The 24,395-nt window shown below is 52.2% G+C and carries 19 protein-coding genes and 1 pseudogene; 3 read left to right on the top strand and 17 right to left on the bottom strand.

Annotated features, from left to right (window positions below; genetic code table 11):
- Positions 1–87 precede the first annotated feature (87 nt).
- From ymfI to ltrA, 13 genes and pseudogenes are all read right to left on the bottom strand, one after another.
- On the bottom strand, positions 88–855 hold the full coding sequence (ymfI, locus tag JI735_RS27775; protein WP_202676637.1) for an elongation factor P 5-aminopentanone reductase: 768 nt from the start codon (positions 853–855) through the stop codon (positions 88–90).
- A complete protein-coding gene (gene yfmH / locus JI735_RS27780) occupies positions 855–2,135 on the bottom strand; it encodes an EF-P 5-aminopentanol modification-associated protein YfmH (protein ID WP_039834587.1) in 1,281 nt (426 codons plus the stop codon). Before yfmH ends, ymfI begins: the two co-directional genes overlap by 1 nt.
- A gap of 2 nt (positions 2,136–2,137) precedes the next feature.
- On the bottom strand, positions 2,138–3,376 hold the full coding sequence (gene yfmF, locus JI735_RS27785) for an EF-P 5-aminopentanol modification-associated protein YfmF (protein WP_407944500.1): 1,239 nt from the start codon (positions 3,374–3,376) through the stop codon (positions 2,138–2,140).
- A gap of 246 nt (positions 3,377–3,622) precedes the next feature.
- Positions 3,623–4,486, bottom strand: a complete 864-nt coding sequence (gene sleB / locus JI735_RS27790) for a spore cortex-lytic enzyme (protein WP_039834586.1) — start codon at positions 4,484–4,486, stop codon at positions 3,623–3,625.
- A gap of 190 nt (positions 4,487–4,676) precedes the next feature.
- Positions 4,677–7,327 (bottom strand): annotated as a pseudogene (locus JI735_RS37545) (FtsK/SpoIIIE family DNA translocase).
- Between the two features lie 134 nt (positions 7,328–7,461).
- On the bottom strand, positions 7,462–7,674 hold the full coding sequence (locus JI735_RS27800) for a YlzJ-like family protein (protein WP_020428018.1): 213 nt from the start codon (positions 7,672–7,674) through the stop codon (positions 7,462–7,464).
- Complete coding sequence (locus JI735_RS27805; RefSeq protein WP_039834583.1) at positions 7,671–8,450, bottom strand: ClpP family protease; 780 nt, start codon at positions 8,448–8,450, stop codon at positions 7,671–7,673. The genes JI735_RS27800 and JI735_RS27805 overlap by 4 nt, the downstream gene beginning before the upstream one ends.
- 222 nt (positions 8,451–8,672) lie before the next feature.
- Positions 8,673–10,352 carry a ribonuclease J gene (locus JI735_RS27810; RefSeq protein ID WP_039834582.1) on the bottom strand — a complete coding sequence of 560 codons (1,680 nt, stop codon included), beginning with the start codon at positions 10,350–10,352 and terminating at the stop codon, positions 8,673–8,675.
- Positions 10,353–10,884: 532 nt separating this feature from the next.
- The gene (gene dapA / locus JI735_RS27815; protein WP_039834581.1) at positions 10,885–11,760 is read right to left on the bottom strand and encodes a 4-hydroxy-tetrahydrodipicolinate synthase; all 876 of its coding nucleotides are present in this window, start codon (positions 11,758–11,760) and stop codon (positions 10,885–10,887) included.
- A 16-nt stretch (positions 11,761–11,776) separates the two neighbouring features.
- Positions 11,777–12,997 (bottom strand): aspartate kinase, encoded by a 1,221-nt coding sequence (gene dapG, locus JI735_RS27820; protein WP_020428025.1) that lies wholly within the window; start codon positions 12,995–12,997, stop codon positions 11,777–11,779.
- Between the two features lie 189 nt (positions 12,998–13,186).
- Positions 13,187–13,783 carry a dipicolinate synthase subunit B gene (locus JI735_RS27825; RefSeq protein WP_039834580.1) on the bottom strand — a complete coding sequence of 199 codons (597 nt, stop codon included), beginning with the start codon at positions 13,781–13,783 and terminating at the stop codon, positions 13,187–13,189.
- The gene (dpsA, locus tag JI735_RS27830) at positions 13,783–14,679 is read right to left on the bottom strand and encodes a dipicolinate synthase subunit DpsA (RefSeq protein WP_039834579.1); all 897 of its coding nucleotides are present in this window, start codon (positions 14,677–14,679) and stop codon (positions 13,783–13,785) included. Before dpsA ends, JI735_RS27825 begins: the two co-directional genes overlap by 1 nt.
- Positions 14,680–15,359: 680 nt before the next feature.
- Positions 15,360–16,664, bottom strand: coding sequence for a group II intron reverse transcriptase/maturase (gene ltrA, locus JI735_RS27835; protein ID WP_233476086.1), 1,305 nt, complete (start codon positions 16,662–16,664; stop codon positions 15,360–15,362).
- A gap of 734 nt (positions 16,665–17,398) precedes the next feature.
- Here ltrA and JI735_RS27840 point away from each other — a divergent pair.
- Genes JI735_RS27840 through JI735_RS27850 form a run of 3 tightly spaced genes read left to right on the top strand, consistent with a single transcriptional unit; the run spans position 17,399 to position 18,674 of the window.
- Entirely contained in the window at positions 17,399–17,629 is a 231-nt protein-coding gene (locus JI735_RS27840; RefSeq protein WP_202676639.1) for a hypothetical protein, read from the top strand.
- Entirely contained in the window at positions 17,568–18,356 is a 789-nt protein-coding gene (locus tag JI735_RS27845) for an IS4 family transposase (RefSeq protein ID WP_202676640.1), read from the top strand. The genes JI735_RS27840 and JI735_RS27845 overlap by 62 nt, the downstream gene beginning before the upstream one ends.
- A 6-nt stretch (positions 18,357–18,362) precedes the next feature.
- A complete protein-coding gene (locus tag JI735_RS27850; RefSeq protein WP_202676641.1) occupies positions 18,363–18,674 on the top strand; it encodes a hypothetical protein in 312 nt (103 codons plus the stop codon).
- Between the two features lie 430 nt (positions 18,675–19,104).
- Here JI735_RS27850 and dut read toward each other — a convergent pair whose 3' ends face one another.
- From dut to pnp, 4 genes are all read right to left on the bottom strand, one after another.
- A complete protein-coding gene (dut, locus tag JI735_RS27855; RefSeq protein ID WP_202676642.1) occupies positions 19,105–19,551 on the bottom strand; it encodes a dUTP diphosphatase in 447 nt (148 codons plus the stop codon).
- A complete protein-coding gene (locus JI735_RS27860; protein ID WP_039836608.1) occupies positions 19,529–20,794 on the bottom strand; it encodes a M16 family metallopeptidase in 1,266 nt (421 codons plus the stop codon). Before JI735_RS27860 ends, dut begins: the two co-directional genes overlap by 23 nt.
- 79 nt (positions 20,795–20,873) lie before the next feature.
- Positions 20,874–21,860: a polysaccharide deacetylase family protein gene (locus JI735_RS27865; protein WP_039836607.1), complete on the bottom strand. Its 987-nt coding sequence runs from the start codon at positions 21,858–21,860 to the stop codon at positions 20,874–20,876.
- 196 nt (positions 21,861–22,056) lie between these two features.
- Positions 22,057–24,159 (bottom strand): polyribonucleotide nucleotidyltransferase, encoded by a 2,103-nt coding sequence (gene pnp, locus JI735_RS27870; RefSeq protein ID WP_039836605.1) that lies wholly within the window; start codon positions 24,157–24,159, stop codon positions 22,057–22,059.
- Positions 24,160–24,395: the final 236 nt, after the last annotated feature.

The raw sequence follows: 24,395 nt of genomic DNA on the forward strand, positions 1-24,395 counted from the left end.
TGGGTTACGTGAGATTTAAAAGCAACAGTTATAATATGTCTCCGCCCGGATATTCTTATGCTGGAGCATTTCTCCAAGGGTACCGCTTCAGGTAATCCACCCGCCGTTCGGACTGATGATCTGCCCGGTGATATAACCGGATTCCGGTAGCGCCAGAAAATACACCAGCGAAGAGATCTCCTCCGGGGAAGCCAGTCGTCCTGCCGGAATCTCATCCTCCAGCATACGCATCTCATCCGCTTGCAGGTTGGCGAGCATCGCCGTCTGCACGGCTCCAGGGGCTACGGCGTTGACTGTGACTCCCGACGGGGCCAGCTCCTTCGCTAGCGCCTTAGTAAAGGCATTAACGCCGCCTTTGCTGGCGGAATAAGCGACTTCACAAGAGGCGCCGGAAATTCCCCAGACCGAGGATACATTGATAATCCGCCCATACCGCTGGGACACCATATATGGCATGAAAATCTGGCTGCATAGGAAGGTGCCTTTCAGATTGACTGCCATAATCTCGTCCCATTCTTCCTCAGTCACATCCGCCAGCATCCCGTAATGCGCCTTACCGGCGTTATTTACCACAATATCCGGCTGCATTCCGCTCGCCGCGAGCCTTTCGGCCATCCGCACCAGCTGGCTGCGGTCCTTCATATCCGCAGCCACTGTCATTACCTTGGCTCCAAGCGCCATACAGCGCCGGGCCACATCATTCGCCGCTTCATGCGAATTCATATAATGAATAACAATGTTCATTCCGACTGAGGCAAAACGCTCGGCAATCGCACCGCCGATTCCCCCGCTGCCTCCGGTAATGAGCACGGTCATCTCTCCTATTGGTTTGCCGTTCTCTCCCGAAAGCGCCATTAAGGGCTCACCACAAGCGACACTGCAAGCTGCTCCCAGTCGACATGCGAGCGCAGACGTTCGTTGACTTCTTCCAGTGTGATCGATTCATAAAGCGGAAGCACTTCAAAAAGGTTCCCTCCGCGGAACTGGTACCGCGTGAATTCATGGGCAATGCTCTCAGGCGAATTCAGCATGCGCAGATAGCCGCCGATTTTCTTTTTGCGGGCCCGTTCAAAATCCTTCTCCGCAAAACCAGACGCCAGCACGAGATTGATTTCTTCCTTTATCCGCTTCAGCAGCAGATCAGTGTCTTTGGTATCTCCGCCGATCGCCGAAAACGCGTATTGCGGTGAGCTGTTGAATTCATGTCCGAAGCTGTCCGAGATCAGCTCTTCGTCATACAGTTTCTGGTACAAAGCCGTACTGCTTCCGAGCAGCAGGTCCAGCATCAGCTTGGTCGTCAAATCGCGGCGCACCGCAGCTTCCCCGGTCAGGCCCTCCACCTTTTCCTTGAAGCCAAACAGCATCTTCGGCATGGACACCGCCAGCTTGCTCTCCTTGACTTTTGCCGCTACCTGAACAGGCTCTTCCTCAAAGATGCGCTGGATTTCACCCTGTTTGCCGTAAGATTTGCCGTTCTGGTTGTTGCGGATCAGCTCAAACACCTGCTCCGGATCGACTCCGCCGACTACAAACAACAGCATATTGCTGGGATGGTAGAAGGAATTGTAGCAGGTATACAAGGTTTCTTTGGTGATCGTGGCAATCGATTCGATGGTACCGGCAATATCGATATGGACCGGGTGTTTGGAATACATGGCTTCGATCAGGCCAAAATAAACGCGCCAGTCGGGATTATCCGCATACATATTGATTTCCTGGCCGATGATGCCCTTTTCCTTCTCCACATTCTCATCGGTGAAATAAGGCCGCTGTACGAAATCCACAAGTGTACTGAGATTGGTCTCGATATTTTCGGTTGCCGAAAAGAGGTATACCGTCTGGTCAAAGCTGGTGAACGCATTTGCTGAAGCTCCGTTGGATGCAAAGGTGGCGAAAATGTCGCCTTCCGGCTCCTCGAACATTTTGTGCTCCAGAAAGTGGGCTATGCCGTCGGGAACGGTCGTTTCTTCGCCCCCTGCAACCTTGAAGTGATTATCCACGGACCCGTATTTGGTCGCAAAGGTAGCATAGGTTTTGAGAAAAGCCGGCTTCGGCAGTACATACACCTGCAGACCGTTATCCATAACCTCGTGATACAGCGTTTCTTGAAGTTTCTCGTAATGAATCTTTTCCACCGTTATTCCCCCTTCCCTGTCAGGAAATAAATCGTATCCAGCTCAAAGGTGCCGGCTGCAGCCTTCACATCTTCTGCCCCCGTACTGTCAACCTGAGCCAGGAGTTCCTGGGCGGAACGGTCTTTTCCGGACAACTGACGGTTGAAATCAAAGGATATCATTTCAAAAGCGGAGTCCTGGATTTCGGAGAGCAGATTGCGGATCATGGCTTTGGTCTGGCTCAGCTCCAGGTCACTGATATTCCCGGCCTGGAGTTCATCCAGCTGCTTGCGGATAATGTCTACAGCTTTGCTGTAGTTCTGTGTCTCAATTCCCGATTGAATGGTGCCAATGCCTTTATGGCCGTCATAACGCGAGGATGCGTAATAAGCCAGGCTCTCTTTTTCCCGCACGTTCACAAACAGCTTGGAGTGCGGATATCCGCCCAGAATGCCGTTGTACATGAGCGCTGAAGCATACCTGTCGTCTTTGTATGTTATCGGGGTGCGCAGACCCATGTTGAGCTTCCCTTGATTGACATCGAGCTTCTCTTCCACAGTGCGGACCTCAGTTACGGCTACCGGTGAAAAATTGGAAGAATACCCTGCTGCGTTCCCATGGGTACGGCCAAAATGGCGGGTCACCAGCTTCTCTACTTCCTCAGGGGTGGTATCACCTACGACATACAGGTCGAGAATGGCTCCGCCCAGCCAGGAATGATAGGACTGATAAAGCGATTCCGGGGTAATGCCGTCGAGATCGGCTCTTTGGCCCAGCGGGTGGAGACGGTACGGTTCCTGACGGCACATTTCTTCAATGCAGCGTTCGGCTGCATAACGGATTTTGTCGTTGACGATTGCCTCCAGCTTCTTGCGCACGGTTTCGCGCTCAGTGGCTACATAGGAAGCACGGAAACTCCCATCCTCCAGCAGCGGTTTTGTCAGTACCTCTCCAAGGAACGCAAACGATTCGCCCAGCAGGCTTTCTTTGCTCTGCACGAAGGAATCATTGATTGTATCCATACGAAACTGGACAATCTGATAGTCGCCTCTTTTATAAATGTCAAAACCGAACCCGGCCCCGTACAGCTCCTCCAGACGCTCACGGAACTGTGTGGTTTCGGGATAATTCGCCGTTCCTCTGCGCAGCACAAAGGGAATCAGCGCAGTCGGGGTCACCGTATGTTCATCAAGCGGAACACCGGCATAGAGTGAGATGGCGAACGTCTTGAACGCCTTGGTCGGCAGGACGTGAATGCGCATGCCTGCGGCGCTGCCATGTTGAAAACCGTTATTTGTCAAGTCCAAAACTCCTTTGCGGCGGGGATAACTGCCATATAAGCTAAACTTAAGAGCAAGGGGAAGCCGGATTCTTAAGTTCACACTCAATACAACAAGTTTATGAAGTATTATCCATTCTAAACCATTCCAAAGTAAGGAAGCAACCGGAAGCAGGCTGCCGGTTGCTCTTGGTCGATTTTTGTCTTGTATGGCACTGCGTATTGCCGGCTACATGCAAAAAATATGCTCGCCGATGGTTTTCACCTGCGGACGGCTCCAAATCCATTTGGAGGTGGCTGTCTTCGGATTGAAGTAATAAATGCAGCCGCCGGAAGGGTCCCACCCGTTAAGCGCCTGCTGCACCGCCTTGCGCGCCTGTTCATTCGGTTCAAGATAAATCTGTCCATCCGCCACCGCGGTGAAGGCGCCCGGCTGAAAAATCACACCGGAAGGTGTATTCGGGAAGTTTGGTGATTTCACACGGTTCAGAATCACTGCGGCTACTGCGACCTGGCCTTCAAACGGTTCACCGCGCGACTCGCCATATACCGCATTGGCCATAATTCTGAGATCATTCTCCGACAGCCCCATGGTGTTGCCCGAGCTAAGCTCGGCTGTATTCGTGTTGCCCCCATTTGAGGCTCCGGTGTTCCCGTTGCCTTGCGTCTTATTGGCAGTGCTGGTTGACGGTTCTGTAGGCCTCCAGGCTTTGGTGGCGTTATAGAGCTTCAGCTTTGTTTTGGCCCCGACAATACCATCAGCCTTCATCCCGAATTTCCACTGGAACCAGGTAACGGCATTTCTGGTTTTCGCCCCGAATTGGCTGTCTATGGCACCCGCATAATATCCGAGATGCTTGAGTCTGCCCTGCAGCTCGTAGACATCCTGTCCGGAAGAACCCACCTTAAGCGGGGTTGTCCCGAATACAGGCAGCGCCTCCTCCTCCGGCACAGTGCCCTCCGTCATTACAGATGTATGATTATTCTGATTCGCGTAGACTGCACCTGGTTCCTTGAGGAGTATAGCTGTGAACGGCGCAGCTGCCAGTGCAAGGGTTAGTGCGGCAAATATCCATTGCGTATGCTTTTTCATTGGGGATCGCTCTACCTTTCTCTTGTAAGTTCTGCATGGATGGCTAAAGTTATTATGACGACTGGCAGGGCATCCTATGCATTACCGGCTTCGAAACAAGCTGTCCCGGTCAATCCAGTTAGCCTGGGAACACAACAAACCCCCTTCCAATAAGGAAAGGGGCTTGATCCCGAAAAAGTAAAAGGATTAGTTAAGAGCTAATCCGGTTATGCTGGTACTGCTCAAGAGACATCAACACCTCGCGAGGTTTACTGCCCTCGTATGGACCGATCACACTCCGGGCCTCCATGGCATCGATCAGCCGGGCAGCGCGGGTATAACCGACACGCATGCGCCGCTGAAGCAGCGATACAGAAGCCTGCTTCGCTTCCAGCACAATCTGCACCGCCTGCTCGTACAATTCATCCTGCGGCTCATCGTCTTCAGTCACCATGTCATCCACTTCAGGGACAATGGACTCGTCGTAATTGGCTTCCCCCTGGCTGCTGACATACTGGACAATCGTTTCCACTTCCTGATCGCTCATAAAAGCACCCTGAACGCGTATCGGCTTCGATGCGCCCATAGGCAGGAAGAGCATATCGCCCCGACCCAGCAGCTTTTCCGCTCCCGGCATATCCAGGATGGTCCGCGAATCGACGTTAGAGGACACTCCAAACGCAATACGTGAAGGAATATTAGCCTTGATAAGTCCAGTGATGACATCGACGGACGGACGCTGGGTTGCAATGATTAAGTGGATGCCTGCTGCACGGGCCATTTGCGCCAGGCGGCAGATCGCGTCCTCGACATCATTAGCTGCAACCATCATTAGATCGGCAAGCTCGTCCACGATCACAACAATATAGGGCAGCACCGCAGCCGGGTTATCCTTCATCAGATTATTGTAGCCTTCCACATTGCGTGTGCCCGATTTGGAGAAGAGTTCATATCTTTTCTCCATTTCAACCACAATTTTCTTCAGCGCCAGGCTGGCCCGCTTGGGATCTGTGACGACCGGAGCGAGCAGATGAGGAATTCCGTTATACACATTAAGCTCAACCATCTTGGGGTCAACCATCAGAAACTTAACCTCATTCGGTTTGGCCTTATATAAAATACTGGTAATAATCCCGTTAATGCAGACAGACTTCCCGGAGCCCGTTGCTCCCGCTACAAGGAGATGGGGCATCTTGGCCAGATTGCCGACAATCGTCTGCCCGGAAATATCCCGCCCGAAGGCAATCGATAATCTGGATTCGGCATCCTGGAAAATCTGGGTCTCCATGACCTCGCGCATGGTTACGACCGACACTTCCGGATTAGGCACTTCAATCCCGATGGCAGACTTACCTGGAATAGGCGCCTCCATACGGATATCCTTCGCCGCCAGGGCCAGTGCTATATCATCCGTCAGATTCACAATGCGGCTGACCTTGACCCCGATATCCGGTTGAATCTCGTACCTTGTAACCGCTGGTCCTCTAACCACCTCTAGCACCTTCGCCCGCACGCCAAAGCTCTCCAGCGTGGCTTCCAGCTTGCGTGCCGTCTGCATGTAATCATTCTGGTCACCGGACTTGCCTCCGCTGTTAGGCTTAGCCAAAAGCCGGAAAGGCGGCAGCTTGTACGGCTTGGGCGGAGGAGGCAGCGGTACGGGAACTTGTTCTCCGCCCTCCCCGAATCCAGCAGCCCGTCCAGTTCAAGCGGTGCCAGATCCTCTTCCGGCCCCGCTTCCTCAGCCGGGACACCTCCGTTAACCGGAGGTGTCCCCGAAACGGCTTCCCTGACCGCTCCACTGCGCGCCGCAGGAGAAAATTCGCTCCACTCTTCGCGATCCTCCGCATTCAAGCCTTCCGCGCGGATATGCTCGAAGAAATCACGAATAATCGGAGTAACAGGCTCCATATCATCTCCCAAATAATCTTCATCATCGTCCAGCGTTGACAGATCTCCTGCGGAGAACCCCGAGATAATAGGATCGGAAGGTGTGCCGCCCAGCACCACATCTGCCTCTTCATCCGCCGAATGGGCTTCGCCGGCAGGCTGTCCATTCCTTGACGCTCCGCTGAACCAGCCCCCGATTCTCCGCAGGAACTGCGGCTGGCTGCGGCTTGGAAGCTGCTGATCGTCCTCATCCTCATCGTCGTCATCCTGCACAGGCTGTGGAGCAGCCGTCCTTCCGGTTCTGCCAGGTCTGGAGGCTACCGGAACCGCAGCCGGCCGGTTGGCGGCCTTCTGCCGGATGCCTTCTGCCAGCTTCACTACCCGGACCCGCAGCAAGGTAAACAGTTCTACATAGGAGAGGTTCGTGATTAGCATAAAGCTGATCGCCAGCATGACGATCATCAGCAGCTTGGCGCCCAGACTGCCGAACAGCCACAGCAATGCCGCGTATTCCAATGCCCCCACGTATCCTCCGCTGATATCCTTGCCCAGCATGTATACCTCACTGCCGCCTGCACCGGATGACAGCGAGCCTGACAGATCATTATGTATTTGGGCCAGCACATTGCCGGGATGAAGCATCGATAAAGGGCCTAATTTCTGCTCCATGGCCGAAATCGTGCTCATCAGGCACATGGACAGCACCAGCAGCAGCGCACCGGAATGGCGGCTTGTCCATTTGGAAGGCCACCTCCGGTGAATCATGACCATCAATCCATAAAAAATACCTACCAGCGGCAGCACAAAATAGAATCTGCCGAATAAATAGCCTGACATATTCGAGAGGGAGCGCCCTACCGCTGCCTCACCGGATAATGCGATGACGGAGATTGTAATCAGCATTATCCCGTAGATTTCATATTTTAAAACGCTGCCAAGCAGCGCCTTTTTCTTTTTCTTTCTTCGTTTAGCCACAACAGCCACCCCCGGAACAATATTATACCATATAATGGCGTGGCGTACCTATGTTCTCTTTTGTCAGAAAATGCATCTTTCTGCATGTTGTTCGCATTTCCTGCCAAAGTTTCCGGGGGGGGGGGAATGTTATTTTATTTCCAGCTGATGATGGCTCCCGGTGAAAATGCCGGGTCCAGATACTTTTCCAGCGGACAATCCAGCAGCCTGACGATACGCGCCCGTCCGCGGTCCAGCGGTTCCACCTGCATCAGCAGCCCTTGAAAGCTGACCTCCTCCAGCGGCTCCATGAAGCTGACTGCCCCTTCAAATACTTGTTCCAGCGGAATAACAGTATACAAGGTCATTGGGTAAGCCCTCCCTGCATAACCTGTTCCGGCGGCTGCCCTGTCTCACCGGCAATCATTCCGTTCAACCGGGACAGCGCTGCACCGATTCCGCCTACCTCATCCATCAGTCCGTACTTGACTGCATCATAACCGCTGACTGCCGTACCGATATCCCGGTTCAGCTCACCGGTACGGAACATCAGATCCTTGAACTGCTGTTCGGATATCCGTGAATGAGAGGTTACAAACCTCACCATCCTCTCTTGCATCCGCTCCATATATTCAAAAGTCTGCGGTACCCCGATCACCAGGCCGTTCATACGAATCGGATGAATCGTCATCGTCGCACTCTCGGCAATGAGGGAGTAGCTGGAGGCTACTGCAATCGGCACTCCGATGCTGTGTCCTCCGCCAATGACCACAGTCACCGTAGGCTTCGACAGCGAAGCGATCATCTCCGCAATCGCAAGCCCGGCCTCAACATCACCGCCTACAGTATTCAGAATAATCAGCAGGCCTTTGATCGTTTTGCTCTGCTCGGCGGCAACCAGCTGTGGAATAATATGTTCGTATTTGGTGGTTTTATTATGCGGAGGCAGCACAAAATGCCCCTCAATCTGTCCGATAACGGTTATGCAGAAAATATCCGGCTCACCGGTGGGCACAGCGGTCTGACCCAGCTCTTTCACCATTCCTGCCGTTCCCGGAAGAACCGGCTCGCTGGTTTGCGGTTTCACCCCATCCGGGAGAACTTCCTCATTTGTGCCGACATTTGTCCCTTCAGTTCCTTCCATATGTTCGCAGCGCTCCCTTTTTGCTTGCAGCACTCGCGGCTGCAGCCATACTAGCTCTGGTTAGTATGACATTTCAGGGGACTTCCTTATGCACCCAGTCTTAATATTTGTCCACTATTATAAACATGCAAAAACCCCTTCCCCCTGGAAACCGTCCAATATTTCCGGGGAGAAGGGGCTTTTGGCCCTGCGTATTTATTTACTAAGAAGCTTGCTTCTTGATTACACTTCCATGATGATCGGAAGGATCATCGGTCTGCGGCGTGTCTGCTCATAGAGGAAACGGCCGAGTGAATCCTTAACGCTTGTCTTCAGAGAAGCCCATTCATTGACCTTCTCGCTCATCAGGCGCTGCAGTGTGCCGGATACGATCCGGTTAGCTTCGTCCAGAAGCCCTTCGGATTCCCGTACATATACAAAGCCGCGGGAGATAATATCCGGTCCGGAAACAATAGCGCCATTCTGCTTGCTCAGCGTCACAACCACTACAAGAATACCATCCTGGGACAGCAGCTTGCGGTCACGCAATACAATGTTGCCTACATCCCCAACACCAAGTCCGTCAATCAGCACGTTGCCTGCTGTTACCTTGCCGGCTCTGCGTGCTGAACCGCCGGAAATCTCAATCACTTCACCCAGTTCGGTAATGAAGATGTTCGCGGGTTCTACACCTACGGATTCGGCAAGCAGTGCATGTCTGCGCTGCATCCGGAATTCACCGTGAATGGGAAGGAAGTATTTCGGTTTCATCAGGTTGAGCATAAGCTTCAGTTCTTCCTGGCTGCCGTGTCCCGATACGTGAACACCGGAATTGGACCCGCTGTAGATCACGTTGGCGCCCAGCCGGAACAGTTCATCGATGGTACGGCCGACATACTTCTCATTGCCTGGTACCGGAGTTGCCGCAATAATTACGGTGTCGCCCGGCAGAATATCAACCTTGCGGTGACTGGAGCGCGCCATACGGGTAAGCGCCGACATAGGCTCGCCCTGGCTGCCTGTGCACAATACCACTACGCGGTTGCCGGCCATTCTGTTCATTTCTTCCGGTTCAATCAGCATGCCGTCGGGAACGTGAAGATACCCAAGCTCGGAAGCAATGGACACGACATTGACCATACTGCGCCCGATAACGGTAATCTTGCGTCCAGTCGATTCAGCCGCATTCACTACCTGCTGGATGCGGTGCACGTTGGAAGCGAAGGTTGCAACCACCACACGCTGTTCAGCTTTGCGGAAAATGTCCTCCAGCACGATGCCGACATTCTTCTCCGAAGGAGTGAAGCCCGGCTTCTCCGCATTTGTGCTGTCTGACATGAGCGCAAGCACCCCTTTTTGCCCGATTTCAGCCATCCGGTGCAGGTTGGCAAACTGGCCATTAACTGGGGTATGGTCAAATTTGAAGTCACCAGTGTGAACAACATTGCCTTCCGGTGTCTCGATGCATACGCCGACCGAGTCGGGAATACTATGATTCGTTCTAAAGAAAGTTACTTTGAGTGAGCTGCCCAGTTCAATTTCAGAATCCTCATTAATCAGAATCCGTTTGGTTTCGCCGAGCAGATTCGCTTCCTTGAGCTTGTTCTCTACAAGGCCCAGCGTAAGTCTTGTTCCGTAAACCGGAACATTCAGGTTCTTAAGCACATACGATAACCCGCCAATGTGATCTTCGTGTCCGTGGGTAAGAACGATACCTCTGACTTTGTCACGGTTCTCTGTTAAGTAAGAGATGTCAGGAATGACAATGTCAATCCCGAGCATATCCTCTTCCGGGAACTTAAGTCCCGCATCCACGACCACAATATCGTTTCCGTATTGTACCACATACATGTTTTTTCCGATCTCTCCGACTCCGCCCAAAGCGAAAATCGTCAATTTATCGTTGTTGTTTTTTTTGGACAAATGAATCTAACCCTCCTATGATGTTGGACGTCATACTTTTATTTGCAAACCATAAGCTCCATTATCTCAGCGGCGCTGAACACATCTTCAAATTGCTGATAGCTTCCACGATCAACAAGAAAATTCCATAAGTCTGTATAATTTCGCACTGCGAAAATTCCTGAAATCGGGCAGTGAAACCCTTCTTGAGCGGAAAACTTCCGTCAAAACTCACTGCACGCGCCCCTTGCGCGAAAATCCGGCAACATTAGCACAGACTTATTCAAGGACCTATCCTGTCTCACAATGTAAAAATACATTGACGGAAGATTACCGCATATTTAATTTTAACCGCACCCAGTCACTTAATGACATTATACATGATTTTTTTGGCAAAAGACAAGTCATCGACCCGGTAACCCTTTTCTTACCTTAATTTCAAGGCTAAAACTTAATACTGCGTTAATAATTTTGACACAAAATATACAAAAACCGGCACCCCTTTGACAAGGAATACCGGCTTAAATCTGATTATGGATGGAACGTAAATGCGCTACTCCAGCAGCGCAGCAATAAATGATGCTTCTTCTTCTGTAGGAGATACCAGCGGGAGCCGTACCGTACCTACATCCACACCACGGAGGCCAAGCGCATACTTGACGGCAGAGGGATTCGGAAGCGGCTGCGGACATTCAAACAGCCCCTTGAACACCGGGAACAGGTTGCGGTGAAGTTCACCTGCCCTTTGGACGTTCCCCGAGAAATAAGCTTGAATCATCTCTGCCATCTGCTCGCCAACCACATGGCTGGCAACACTGATTATGCCGTAGCCCCCGACAGCAAGTGCAGCCAGTCCGGCGGAATCATCTCCTGAATACACACGGAAATCAGCGGGGCAGGCTGAAACAATCTGTGTAATCTGATCCACGGACTGGCATTCCTTGGTTGCCACGATGTTCGGAATCCCGGCAAGCCTCAGTGTTGTGGCTGCGCTCATGCTGACGCTGGTCCGGCTGGGCACATTATAGAGAATAACAGGCAGCTCTGTCTCCCCTGCGATGGCAGCAAAATGCCGGTACAGCCCTTCCTGATTCGGCTTGTTGTAATAGGGCACAACGAGAAGCACACCGTCCACACCGATCTTCTCCGCTTCCTTCGTCAGATGAATGGAATGTCTGGTGCTGTTGGTGCCTGTTCCGGCGATGATTTTGCAGCGGCCTGCGGCCTTCTTCAGCACATAAGCGAATAACTCCAGCTTCTCCTCATCGCTTAAGGTAGGGGATTCCCCCGTCGTCCCGCAGACCACCAGCGCTTCAGATTTCTTTTGCTCAATAAGATAGTCAATCAAACGTGAGGTAGCTTCCCAATTGATTTCGCCGGATCTGTCAAAGGGGGTTACCATAGCGGTGATTAATCTTCCGAAGTCCACTTTGAATTCCTCCTTGTCAGCGGTGTAATTCAAATTTGGCATGCAGCGCGCGCAGCGACTGCACCATATCTTCCTTTTTGACCAGCACCCAGATGGTTGTATTGGAATCGGCAGACTGGAGAATCTGAATATTCTGCGAGCTAAGCGCTTCAACGATGCGGGCCATGATGCCCGGAACCCCGTTGATCCCGCCTCCGATAACCGAGACCTTGGCGCAGCCGGACAGGCTCGAAGGACGCAGCCCCAGCTCCTGAAGTGCAGCAATCGCTTGCTCCGACTTGTCATCGTTCACCGTATACAGCGCTTCAGTTGGCGTTACATTGATGAAATCCACACTGATGCCGTTGTCGGCCATGCTTTTAAAAATCTGCAGCTGCACACCGGTACCATTGCCCTCCGGACATTCCACGGAGATCTGGGTAACATTGCTGACATAAGCGATCCCCGTGACAAAGCGGTCAACCACTCCATGGGAGACATCGCTGAACCCCTCCGGGTGGGTCACGAGCGTGCCTTCGGCTTCAGAGAAGGTAGACCGGACACGTACAGGAATCTGTGCCTGCATGGCAATCTCGACAGCACGGGGATGAATGACCTTGGCGCCTTGATAAGCCATGTTGCAGATTTCGGTATAGCTGACATAAGACAGCTGCTTCGCATCCTCAACAATCCGCGGATCAGCGGTCAGGATGCCGTCCACATCTGTATAGATATCGACCATATCCGCCCGCAGCGCAGCGCCCAGCGCCGTAGCCGAAGTGTCACTTCCGCCGCGTCCCAGGGTCGTAAAATCACCGGCTTCGGTCTGCCCCTGGAACCCGGTTACAATCACTACTTTGTGTTCGCGCAGTTCGCGTAGAATACGTTCGGTCCGCACATCCAGAATCCGGGCGTTGCCGTAGTTGTTATCGGTCAGAAAACCGGCCTGTGCTCCTGTCAGCACGGTTGCCGGGACACCCTCATGCTCCAGTAAGCCGCACAGGGTTGTGGCAGAAATAATCTCTCCGCAGCACATCAGAAGATCCTTCTCCCGGCTCGGCAGAGCATCCCCGTTCTGTACCGCCCAGTCCAGCAATGTATCTGTCGCATAAGGTTCACCTTTGCGCCCCATGGCCGATACGACCACGACCAGACTGAAGCCGCTGGCCAGTTCACGTTTGACATGACGGATCACGTGTTCTCTGGCCGCTGGTGTGGAGAGTGAGGTTCCGCCAAATTTTTGCACCAAAATACCCATGTATAATTCCTCCATTACTTCTCTAAGCAAGCACGCTAATACGTACACACTCCATCCATAATGTAAATGGAAAGAATCCGCCTGTGCGGTTCTGTATTCAGATAGCTGAATAAAGTGTTGAACCGCCCCCGGAAATGAGGACGGCAGATGTATACCTGTATGGTCAGAGTGCCTGCATGAAACATATGTCTATGCTGAATGAAACCGTTCGATAATCATCGGCTGCAGCTGTTGGCCCTGCAAAGCCGCAAAGCAGGCTTCGGGAATGAGGTCCATCTGGGCCACAAGCGAATTCGGCTTGCCCTGCGGATTATCCTGGCCGAACGGAACGAAATAAATGTTCTTCGCAACCAGAAGCTTCGCGATATTCGCCGCATTCAGGCCAAGTCCATCATTGGTGGAGATTGCCAGCACCAGCGGACGGCTGTTGCGCAGCTGCGCTTTGGCGGCCATCAGCACGGGGCTGTCGGTCATGGCGTTAGCCAATTTACTTGTCGTATTCCCCGTGCAGGGTGCAATAGTCAGCACATCCAGCAGCTTGGAAGGACCCAGCGGTTCCGCTTCAACAATTGTAGAAATGATATCATTCCCTGTTATTTCTTTCAACTGTTTTAGCCAATTTTCCGATGTGCCAAAGCGGGTGTCCGTATTCAGCACGGATGCGGACACAATCGGCACCACATTGGCTCCGCCCTCCATAAACCGCTGAATCTGCGGCATTACCTCGGCAAACGTGCAGTGTGAGCCGGTCATCGCATAACCTACTGTTTTTCCATGCCAATCCATTAAACGTCCCCCCTGTTAAAAGTCTCGTCCGATATCGACTGTACCAGCGCGCCCGCCATAATGATTCCGGCGCTTTTGGGAGCAACGACTCCGGGCAGTCCCGGTGCCAGCATGGCCTTGATCCCGCGTTTTTCCGCATAGCGGAAATCACACCCGCCCGGGGCGGAAGCCAGATCGATAATTACACAGTGTCTGGGAAGACGCGATAACACTTGTGCGGTGATAATCATACTAGGGATGGTGTTGAAAATAAGATCCGCCTCCGGCGCATGCGCCACCAGCTCTCCAGTCATAAAGGGCTTCCAGCCCATCTCCTCGGCCCGTGCGTAATGCTCCTGTTTTCTTACTCCCACCTTCACGTTGGAACCGAGTCCCTGCAGCACTCTGGCCATTGTAAACCCTGTTCTGCCCATGCCCAGAACCATTGAGGTAGAGCCATGGATTGTAAAATCCGTATTCTGAATGGCCATAACCAATGCTCCCTCTGCTGTAGGAATGGAGTTGTAGATCGCCACATCGTCCCTGCTCAGCAGCTCCACCAGCTTCAGTGAATATTTGTCGCACAGGCCGCGCAAGTAGCTTTTGGCCATGCCGGTATAGACCATACAGCTTGGCGGAAGCGCGGCGATATGTTCCTCCAGCAGCTGCAGGCGCTCCGTTGACAAGAGGGCATTGATATTGCCTTCATCATCACACCCCACCGTTGGCAGCACCAGCACATCCGCGCGGCTCAGCAGCTCTGCCGACATGTGTTCCAGGCTTACCCCCGGGCTTGGGGCATCCCACTTGTCGAACCCGGCAGCGCTTACCGTAGCATCCATTTCCACACATTTCCGAATCACTTCAATCTGTCTCGCGTCCCCGCCCAGGAACACGATCCTGATGCCAGTAAGCATAGGGTTGACGCTCCTTTCCACATACACTATCGACTATAGAGCATCTTATGCCGCAGGCTGCGGATGGGTGATGAGCGGAGAAGAAATAATGGGCACCCGGGTACATCATGGAAAAAACAGCGAACAGAAACGGCTGTGCGGTCCTCAATGAGACAGCGCAGCCGTCTTGGTTCTAGCGTTACCTGGAGAACGACTCCCCATGAATCCTACGCAACTCTTTAAGTGGAAAAAGGTTAACTAATTTGCCGGAGTACCCTACCCTCGGGCAGATGAAGTGGAAAAAGGGACACTAATTCAGCTCATTTCACCATTGGAGCAGAAATGTGGCCCAATTAAGTTTACTTTTTTCCACTTCATTCTCAGGATTTCTTAATTTTCGGAAAAATAAGTTCCCTTTTTCCAACTAACACCTGCGAAGAAGCCGGTAAAGGCGGATGCCCTATTCCTTCGCGATCTTTCCGCAGCCGTTACGGACAGGAGAGCCATTATGGATAGAAAATTTGCCTATTCCGCAGGACTAGGGACTCAGATGCCTTTATTTCTCCCTTTCCCCTTTATTCCAGTCTCCATCGAACGATATAGTCGAGTAGGCGGGGGCGCTTTCCTATCCCGGATTGCCCCCTTACCCCTCACAGATCCGTACGTGCCCAATTAAGGCATACGGCTCTTCAAGTTACCATTCACAGTTGCATACAAGTTGACCGTGATGCGAGGCTTTGGCAGCGGATTTCGGCGAGGAAGGCTTTGAACTTCTCCAGCGTGAATGTTCGTTTCTGACTCCGTCGGTTACGCCATTTCCATATCGCATTTAACACCAGACTGTAGTAGCGGGAGATCCCGTGCCAGTTGTCTGACACGCCATAGTATTGGTAATGACCTCTTAGTTTCCTCCGTACGCTGTCCACGAACATCCCCTCTGGCTGGTGTCGGTTCTGACGAGCCCACTGCGTAATCTCCTTTACCCGCAGTCGAAACTTCTTTGGACTTGTTTTGCGTAGGAGTCGGTACTTTCCGCTTTTCCCTCTACCCCAGATGTGGCGGAACCCCAGGAAGTCGAAGGTCGCCGGCTTGGTCAACCCGGCTCGTTTACAGTCCACTTCCGCACCATATCCGAAACGGATCAGCTTCGTTTTCTCTTCCGCAATCGTCAGATTGAACTTTCCCATTCGCTCCTCCAGTGCCTCGTAGAACGCCTTCGCCTCTTCTTCCCGCTCAAAGCCACACACAAAATCATCAGCAAACCTCACCATCCCTGCTTTTCCCCGGCATCGCTTCCCCTTGATTTCGATCTCGAACCACAGGTCTAACACATAGTGGAGGTACACATTCCCAAGTAGGGGAGACAGATTGCCACCCTGTGGCGTGCCTTCCTCTGTTTCTTGGTAGAACCCTTCTTCCATTACGCCACCTTTCAAGAAGCGCCCGATGAGTCGCAAGAAGTTTGGGTCTGCGATGTCATGTTCCAGAAATTGTCTAAGCCATTCATGATCGACATAGTTGAAGAATCCCCTAATGTCTACATCCACAATGTAGCGCACGCCTTGTTTCATGATAAGTCGATCTAGTGCCTGCAAGGCTTGGTGTTGGCTTCTTCCGGGTCGAAACCCGTAGGAGCAGGGTAAGAACTTCTCTTCATAAATCGCGTTCAATATCTGGCTCATGGCTTTCTGGACGAGCTTGTCTTCGTAGGAGGGAATGCCGAGCGGGCGTTTGTTGCCGTTTTCCTTCGGAATGTACGTCCGCCTTGATGGTTTCGGTTTGTACGCCTGCCGCTTCATACGCGAGAGGAGGTCTTCCAGATTGGACTCCAGCTCTCTTTCGTATTCGGCTTTCGTTACACCGTCCACTCCTGCCGCTTTATCTCCTTGCATCTCCAGATGACAATCCCATAGCCTCTGTTTATCTAACAGATGGACCAGTGATGTCATCCGCTCTTTCGGTCGGTTTCTTGCTACTTCTGCTATTCTGGATAGTTTCGTATCCATCGCTTCTCTACCTCCGTGTGTAGTCGATGTTTCCCTCTCTCAGATCGGTTTCCTGCCTTCTCCTTCCCTCCACCAGCATTACCCGGTTTCTTCGGTACTACGAGTCGGTCCGACTCCCTGCGCACCATTTGCCTTTCTTCCTTTTGATCGGTTGGCAGGCATACTCTCGCACTTTTCCTAAATAGTACTCCGTCGCGAAAGAGCCGCAGGGTCTCCCGAGTTGCTGCATGGTCATTGGTCAGCATGCCTGGCTCTCTGACTCCGGGGAAGCGTGGTCACACTCGCCATTTTTTTTCCGCGTGATCACATGTTGCCTTCCAGTAGCCGTAAACCGTCGGCCTTCCCAACGTACTCCTTTTCGGAGCTCTATCACTTTCAGGCCTACTACCTTCCTGTCTACGCTTAGCACTCTGCGTTACTGCAGACAGCCCAAGACTCGGTATTGGTGATGTGGCTTCCATCTTACCAAGCGGGGTTCACACCCGCTAAACCATGCAACCTAGCTCGGTCGCTCACGGCTCCTGAGTCCGTAACTGCTGAAAAAGTAAGGTTTTTGGCAAAATAAGGGCTCCTCGGTCACTAGCGTTGCATAAAAGCTCCCACAACATTTGATTTAGATAAATTAACTATATTTGTGAAATTTTATTTTATTTTCATGGGCATAAACTGAAAAATCCCCTATTGTAAAGATGTAGGTCGTTATCCAACCCCAACTTTACAAAAGGAGACTCACCATGGATAACATACCTAAAATGACCGTCATTCGTCAATGCCTTTCTTTATTGCCTACCTTGTCCCCCACTTGCGTCCCTTTGGACTATGGGGTAAAAAAGCTGCGTACCCTCGCACTATTGCAGCTTTCGGTAACCGCTCATCTTTTGCGCTGGGAATCCTACCGCGAGTATGCGTGGCAGCTCGACGCTTCCCCTGATCTGCAGGAACTCCTCAGGGCTTCCAAGCATTAGTGCTTCACAGGTCAGCCGGCGGATGAATCAGTTGCCTACGGCCTTGCTGGAACATCTGTTTTATGCCCTAACCCATCTTATCAAAAACCTGTCCCGTCCTGCCTCGAGCGGGCTGCTTCAGCGAGTCGGGCGGTTACTTCTTGTGGATGCCAGTTGCTTGAAACTTCCTGCCTTTTTGTCTGACTGGGCCCGGGTGACGCGGGACCGCTGCGGCGTTAAAATTCATGTCTCGTACGCGGTGACTTCCCCGGAACATACCTTCGTTCAGCACATGGTGCCTTCCACGGGGAATGTGAGTGACTACGAAGGATCGGATCTGTTGCTGCACGAGGAAGAGGTCACCTATGTCCTGGATCGCGGGTACGTATGCTACGAGCGGATGGACCGCTGGATTGAAGGTGGGCTGAATTTTGTGATGCGCATCGCCGACCACCATCAAGCCAATGTGCTCCACGAGCACCCCGTTCCGGAAGGAAGCCGCATCCTGCGGGACGCCACCGTCCAAATGGGGAGCGGATATACGGCGATGGAGCAACGCGTTCGTCTCGTCGAATTTACGGATGAAAAGGGACGATTGTACCGAATTGTGACCACGCAATGGGAGGCCTCCGCCGAAGATATCGCAGAGATATACAAGCACCGGTGGCTGATCGAACTCTTTTTTAAGTGGCTGAAGCAGCATCTGCGGTTGGTTCGCTTGCAAAGTACCCAGCCGCAGGGAATCTGAAATCATTTGTACCTCTCTCTGATTGCCCATGCGCTGACACTGTACATTCGTTACACGCAAGCGCCGGAGAAAACAGAATGGGAAGTCCTCAAACGATTGCGAATTCATGCGGCCAAAGAGCACACGTGGGAAGAATTCATCCAGGAGCTCAACCGAAGGCCGACCCGAACGTCCAAAGGACGAAGAAAGACCGGGGCGAAGCGCAGAACACCGACACTCGACCATCCAGTAGCCTACACCAAAGCAGTCAACGAAAAACGGATCGTGGATCGGAAGCAGAAAAAAGCGGGTATCGAGCAGAACAAGAACAACAAATAAAGAGTGTTATGGAATAATATGGATGACAATGACCTAAGCTTAAGAAAGGTCGTTCATTTTCTTCTTGACTGAATATATTGTGAAAATAATCACTAAATTCAATTGTCATTGCGGTTAATGTCAGTGTTTATGCAACGCTAATGCTCCTCGGTCCGCTTTTGTCCGCTTCAGTCCGCGGATGGAGCCCTATCCTTCTGCATTGCGTATATCCTGTGAGGCTTCTTAAGATATCCACATTTTTTTACACTGTATTACAGTTAAATAGGGAGGAAGTCAGTTCCCCCAAAACATATCAATTATATTTTAAAAAAAAGCTTGCGGGTAAATACCGGCAACGGTATCTCCGCAAGCTTTGTGTACAGCTATCGACGAAAGGCCGACTCAAGTAGAAACGGCTACGCCGTCCTAAAAAAGGACGGTGAAGCCCTTGTTATTTCCCCGTATGGCCAAAGCCGCCGGCACCACGTTCAGTTTCCGACAGCTCGTCCACCTGGACCATTGTCACAGAAGGTACAGCCTGGAAAACCATTTGGGCAATCCGTTCATTCCGGGCAATGGCAAAAGGCTCCTGTCCGAGATTGATCAGCAGCACCTTAATCTCTCCCCGGTAGTCGGCGTCGATGGTTCCCGGTGTGTTCAGGCAGGTAATGCCATGCTTCAGCGCCAGCCCGCTGCGCGGCCGGATTTGTGCCTCCAGGCCGTCCGGAATGGCCAGCGATATGCCAGTGGGGATTAGGGCACGCTCGCCCGGAGCGAGGACAACCGCTTCTCCCACGGCGGCATACAGGTCATACCCCGAAGCCTGTTCCGACATTTTACGGGGCAGCTCCACATCCTCATTCCCGGAAAGCTTGTTAATTTGAACGTAATAAGACAAGATCATCTCTCCTAACATTGGCAATAGCTTTGTCTGTTGCGCCTACCATCGCCACAGCGAGCGGCTGCGCAAACATATGATCCAGCAGCTGGTTCACATCATCCATGCTTACCTGCTGAATTTTGGCGATCATATCATCCAGTGTATCATGTCTTCCCAGCATCAGCTCGTTTTTTCCGATACGGTTCATGCGGCTGCTGGTGCTTTCGAGGCTGAGGATCAGGCTGCCTTTGAGCTGCTCCTTGCCTTTTCGCAGTTCATCTTCGCTTAGTCCCTTGACGGCAAGCTCATGCATCATTTCTTTGATCAGCTCGGTAACCTCTTTGGTCTGCTTCGGCGCAGTCCCCGCATATACCGTGAACAGCCCGCTATCCGCCTGGGAGCTGTGGTAAGAGTAGACCGAGTAGGCCAACCCTCGTTTTTCACGGATTTCCTGGAACATCCGCGAGCTCATGCCGCCGCCAATGGCATTGTTAAGCAGCACCATCGGATATTGCAGCGGCCCTCCGCTTTGGACACCCGGCAGGGAGAGGCAAATATGGTTTTGCTCTGTTTTTTTGCGGTGGAACAGCAGCCCGCCATGGAAATCGGGTGCAGCCAGCGCTGCGGATCCGCCATGATTCTGAAAAGAGCCGAAGTGCTTCTCCAGCAGCTCCTCCAGCCCGTCATTGATGTTGCCGGCCACACTGATCACTGTGTTCTCAATCGTATATTGTGCCTTCATATAAGCCCGGAGATCATCCGGGGTCATTTCCTGAAGCCGTTCCTTGAGGCCCAGAATGGAATAGGCCAGGGGGTGCTCACCGTAAGCTGCAGCGCACATCAGATCATGCACCAGATCATCCGGTGTGTCCTCGCACATGGCGATTTCCTCGAGAATAACATTTTTCTCCTTCGCCAGCTCTTCGGCGTCCATCCGCGAACGGAAAAACATATCGGCCAGCACATCCACCGCAATCGGCAGATGCTCATCCAGCACTTTGGCATAATAGCATGTATATTCCTTAGAGGTAAACGCATTGACGTTGCCGCCGATAGCGTCGAACTGTTCAGCAATATCCTTGGCGCTGTACCGGTCGGTTCCTTTGAACAGCATATGCTCAATAAAATGAGAAATCCCGTTGTTCTGCGGAGTCTCATTGCGGGAGCCTGTTTTGACCCATATTCCAAAGGAAACGGATCGGCCGGTGGGAATTTTTTCAGTTACCACCCTGAGGCCGTTTGACAATACTATTTTTTCCACTTCTAAGTCCTCCTGGCATAGCCCTGGTTCTATCTGTATTTTGGTATACGCGCCTCTTATCCTACCAGAATTAGCCGGCTCACTCAACATCCGGGGGCAGCACACGCTCTGCCGAGAGCGTCTGGCTGACCGTCCCCAGCTGCAGGCCTTTTGCTTGGATTCCCCGGATCATCCCCCGGAGCGCCTGCGACGAGGAAGCTGTCGGGTGCATTAGAATCAAGGTTCCCGGCTCCGCTTGGCTGCTGATTTTGGAGATGATCGAATCCGGTGAAGGATTGCGCCAATCCACCGTATCCAGCGTCCACAGCACCGTTTTCAGCCCCAACGAGGCGGCAATGTCGACAGTCTCCTGGTCAAAGTCGCCGGATGGAGGCGCAAACCAGATATTGGTCACTCCCAGGCTCTCTTTGAGCAGGTTTTGTGTTTTCTGGATTTCAGCTGTCGCCCGCGCCCTGCTCAAAGTGCTCATATTGGGATGGGTATAGGCGTGATTTTCCATTTCATGCCCGCGCTTCAGCATTTCTGCGGCCAGCTCTTTATTGCGGCTGAGCCAGCTGCCGTCCAGAAAAAAGGTGACTTTCACCTTTTCCTGATCTAAGATGTCCAGCATTGGGATAATGTACTGGTTGCCCCAGGCCACATTGATCATCAGCGATACCATCGGCTTCGCCGGATTGCCCCGGTAGATCGGCTGAGCCCCCAGGTCATCCAGTGAAACCTTAGGTTTAATCTGGCGGTACAGCAGCTTTAAGCCAGCATTAGGCCCCTTTAGCTTGGCCTCCCGGTAGGTTGCCTCCACATCCACTTCCAGCCCGTTATAACCCGGTATAGCCTTCCATACACGGTCAACGGTTGCATCCACAGGCGGGCTGTTCAGCTTGGCGGCCTTACTCTCGATGCTTGCGCGCAAATCATCCTGGGCTTCCGTGTAGATCCTGCCCCATACAGCCAGTCCAGTCTGCGGCTTAAGCTGGGCCAGCATTTCCTTCACCGGCCCATATGTACTGCCGATCCCGATCACCACAGCAATACAGGCCAGCACAAGTGCCGCTTTTTCCGTCTTCATGACGTCTTTCCTCCCCGGCAGAAACGGTTCATTTGTCCGTCCCTGCACAAGTCAGGCGCAGAGACGCTTTGTCCCAGCCTATGAATCCATGAAGGAAAATATGTCCAATGTCTGCAACTTAAAAAAGAGCCAGAACAAAACTGCTTCTGTCTCTTCCCGTTCATGCATTTCATTTCAGGTAAATCTTATGGTGATGTTACGCCTTGGCTGCACCTTCTGAAGTGAGCACTGCTTTGCGTGACAGATTAACGCGGCCCTGCTGGTCGATTTCCGTAACTTTGACCGTAATCGTGTCGCCGATAGCCACTACATCTTCAACTTTGGCTACACGTTCTGTGGACAGCTGTGAAATATGCACCAACCCGTCTTTGCCCGGAATCAGTTCGACAAAGGCACCAAACTTCTCGATGCGTCTGACGGTACCCACATAAATTTCACCGACCTGCACTTCACGTACAATGCCTTCGATAATGCCGCGGGCTTTTTGAATCATCGCTTCGTCCGATGAGCCGATGAAGACCCGGCCATCCTGCTCGATATCGATCTTCACGCCGGTTTCTTCAATGATTTTATTGATGATCTTGCCGCCTGCACCGATGACATCACGGATTTTGTCCGGATTGATGTTGATGATAATGATTTTTGGAGCGTATTTGGACAGGCTTGGTCTAGGCTCGGAGATGGCTTCCATCATTTTACCCAGGATGAACATCCGTCCTTCTTTGGCCTGCTGCAGCGCATCCTGAAGAATCTTGCGGTCAATGCCGGCGATCTTGATGTCCATCTGAATCGCTGTAACCCCTTCAGCCGTACCTGCCACTTTGAAGTCCATATCGCCCAGGTGATCTTCCATTCCCTGAATATCGGTCAGGATCGAGACATGCTCTCCGTCTTTGATCAAACCCATGGCTACACCGGCTACTGGCGCCTTAATCGGCACTCCCGCATCCATCATGGCCAAGATGCTGGCGCAAATACTCGCTTGGGAAGTAGAGCCGTTGGATTCGATAGCCTCTGACACCAGACGAATCGTGTACGGGAATTCAGTTTCACTTGGAATGACTTTGGACAAAGCGCGTTCCCCAAGGGCCCCGTGTCCAATCTCGCGGCGTCCCGGAGCTCTAAGCGGACGGGCCTCCCCTACGCTGAATGGCGGGAAGTTGTAGTGGTGCATGAAGCGTTTCGTTTCGGCCGGATCAATCCCGTCCAGAATCTGCACATCTCCAAGCGCACCAAGCGTACATACGCTAAGGATCTGAGTCTGTCCGCGTGTGAAGAGTCCGGAACCATGAGTGCGCGGCAGCAAAGCCGTATCGCATTCGATTGGACGGATTTCATCCAGCTTGCGTCCATCCGGACGGATCTTGTCATGTGTGATCAGACGTCTTACTTCATCCTTGACGATATCATGCAGCACTTCCTTGACATCCTTCAGAAGCTCCGGTGTTTCTATGTATTTCTCTGCGAAATACTCCACCGTTTCATTGTTGATCAGGTCGATGGCATCCTGGCGGGCATGTTTCTCGGCAATTTTTACAGCTTCCACCAGACGGATCTGTGCATAAGCGCGGACTTCTGCGTTCACTTCGCTGTTTACCGTGTGCAGCTTCACTGCCATTTTTTCTTTGCCGGCAACTGCAACCAGTTCTTCAATCACGGCTACGATCTTGCGGATTTCATCATGCCCGAACATGATAGCTTCCAGCATCACATCTTCTGGCACTTCATTGGCTTCAGCTTCCACCATCATGATGGCGTCCTTGGTTCCGGCTACGACTACATAAATATCGCTCACCGCTTGCTGCGCAACGTCCGGGTTAATGACAAATTCACCGTTAATCCGGCCCACAGCCACACCGCCGATCGGTCCGTCAAACGGCACATCGGAAATGCTGAGCGCAGCGGAGGTACCAATCATAGAGGCAATATCCGGCGCACAATCCTGATCCACGCTCATTACCAGATTGAGCACCTGGACATCGTTGCGGAATCCTTCCGGAAACAGCGGGCGGATCGGACGGTCTGTCAGACGGCTGGACAGAATCGCTTTTTCGCTGGGTCTGCCCTCACGTTTGATGAAACCTCCGGGAATTTTACCAACTGCATATAATCTTTCCTCATAGTTCACTGTAAGCGGGAAAAAATCCAGATCTTTGGGTTCGCTGGAGGCTGTAACCGTACACAATACTGAAGTGTCACCATAGCGTACCATGACTGCAGCATTTGCCTGTTTGGCAAGCCGGCCCGTTTCCAGCACAAGGCGTCTTCCGCCAAGCTGCATTTCTACACGTTTTTCCATAAAATCCCTCCTTAAGTAGTAGTAAACCTGCCTGTCCTATCTCAGGTTTCAGCATAATGCTTAATAAAATCTTATCTTTCAAGCAAAAACGGCTTGTCCTCAAGCAGAGGTTAAATAGCCGTTTTGTGCAAATCATATCCACTTGCCGCCTGCAATAGTTTTCCCTAAATTTTCAAAAAGCAACCCGGCTGTCCCGCTGTCGCTCGTAAGAAGGACATACGGTATACAACCAGGCT

Source organism: Paenibacillus sonchi, from assembly GCF_016772475.1.
GTDB lineage: Bacteria > Bacillota > Bacilli > Paenibacillales > Paenibacillaceae > Paenibacillus_AQ > Paenibacillus_AQ sonchi.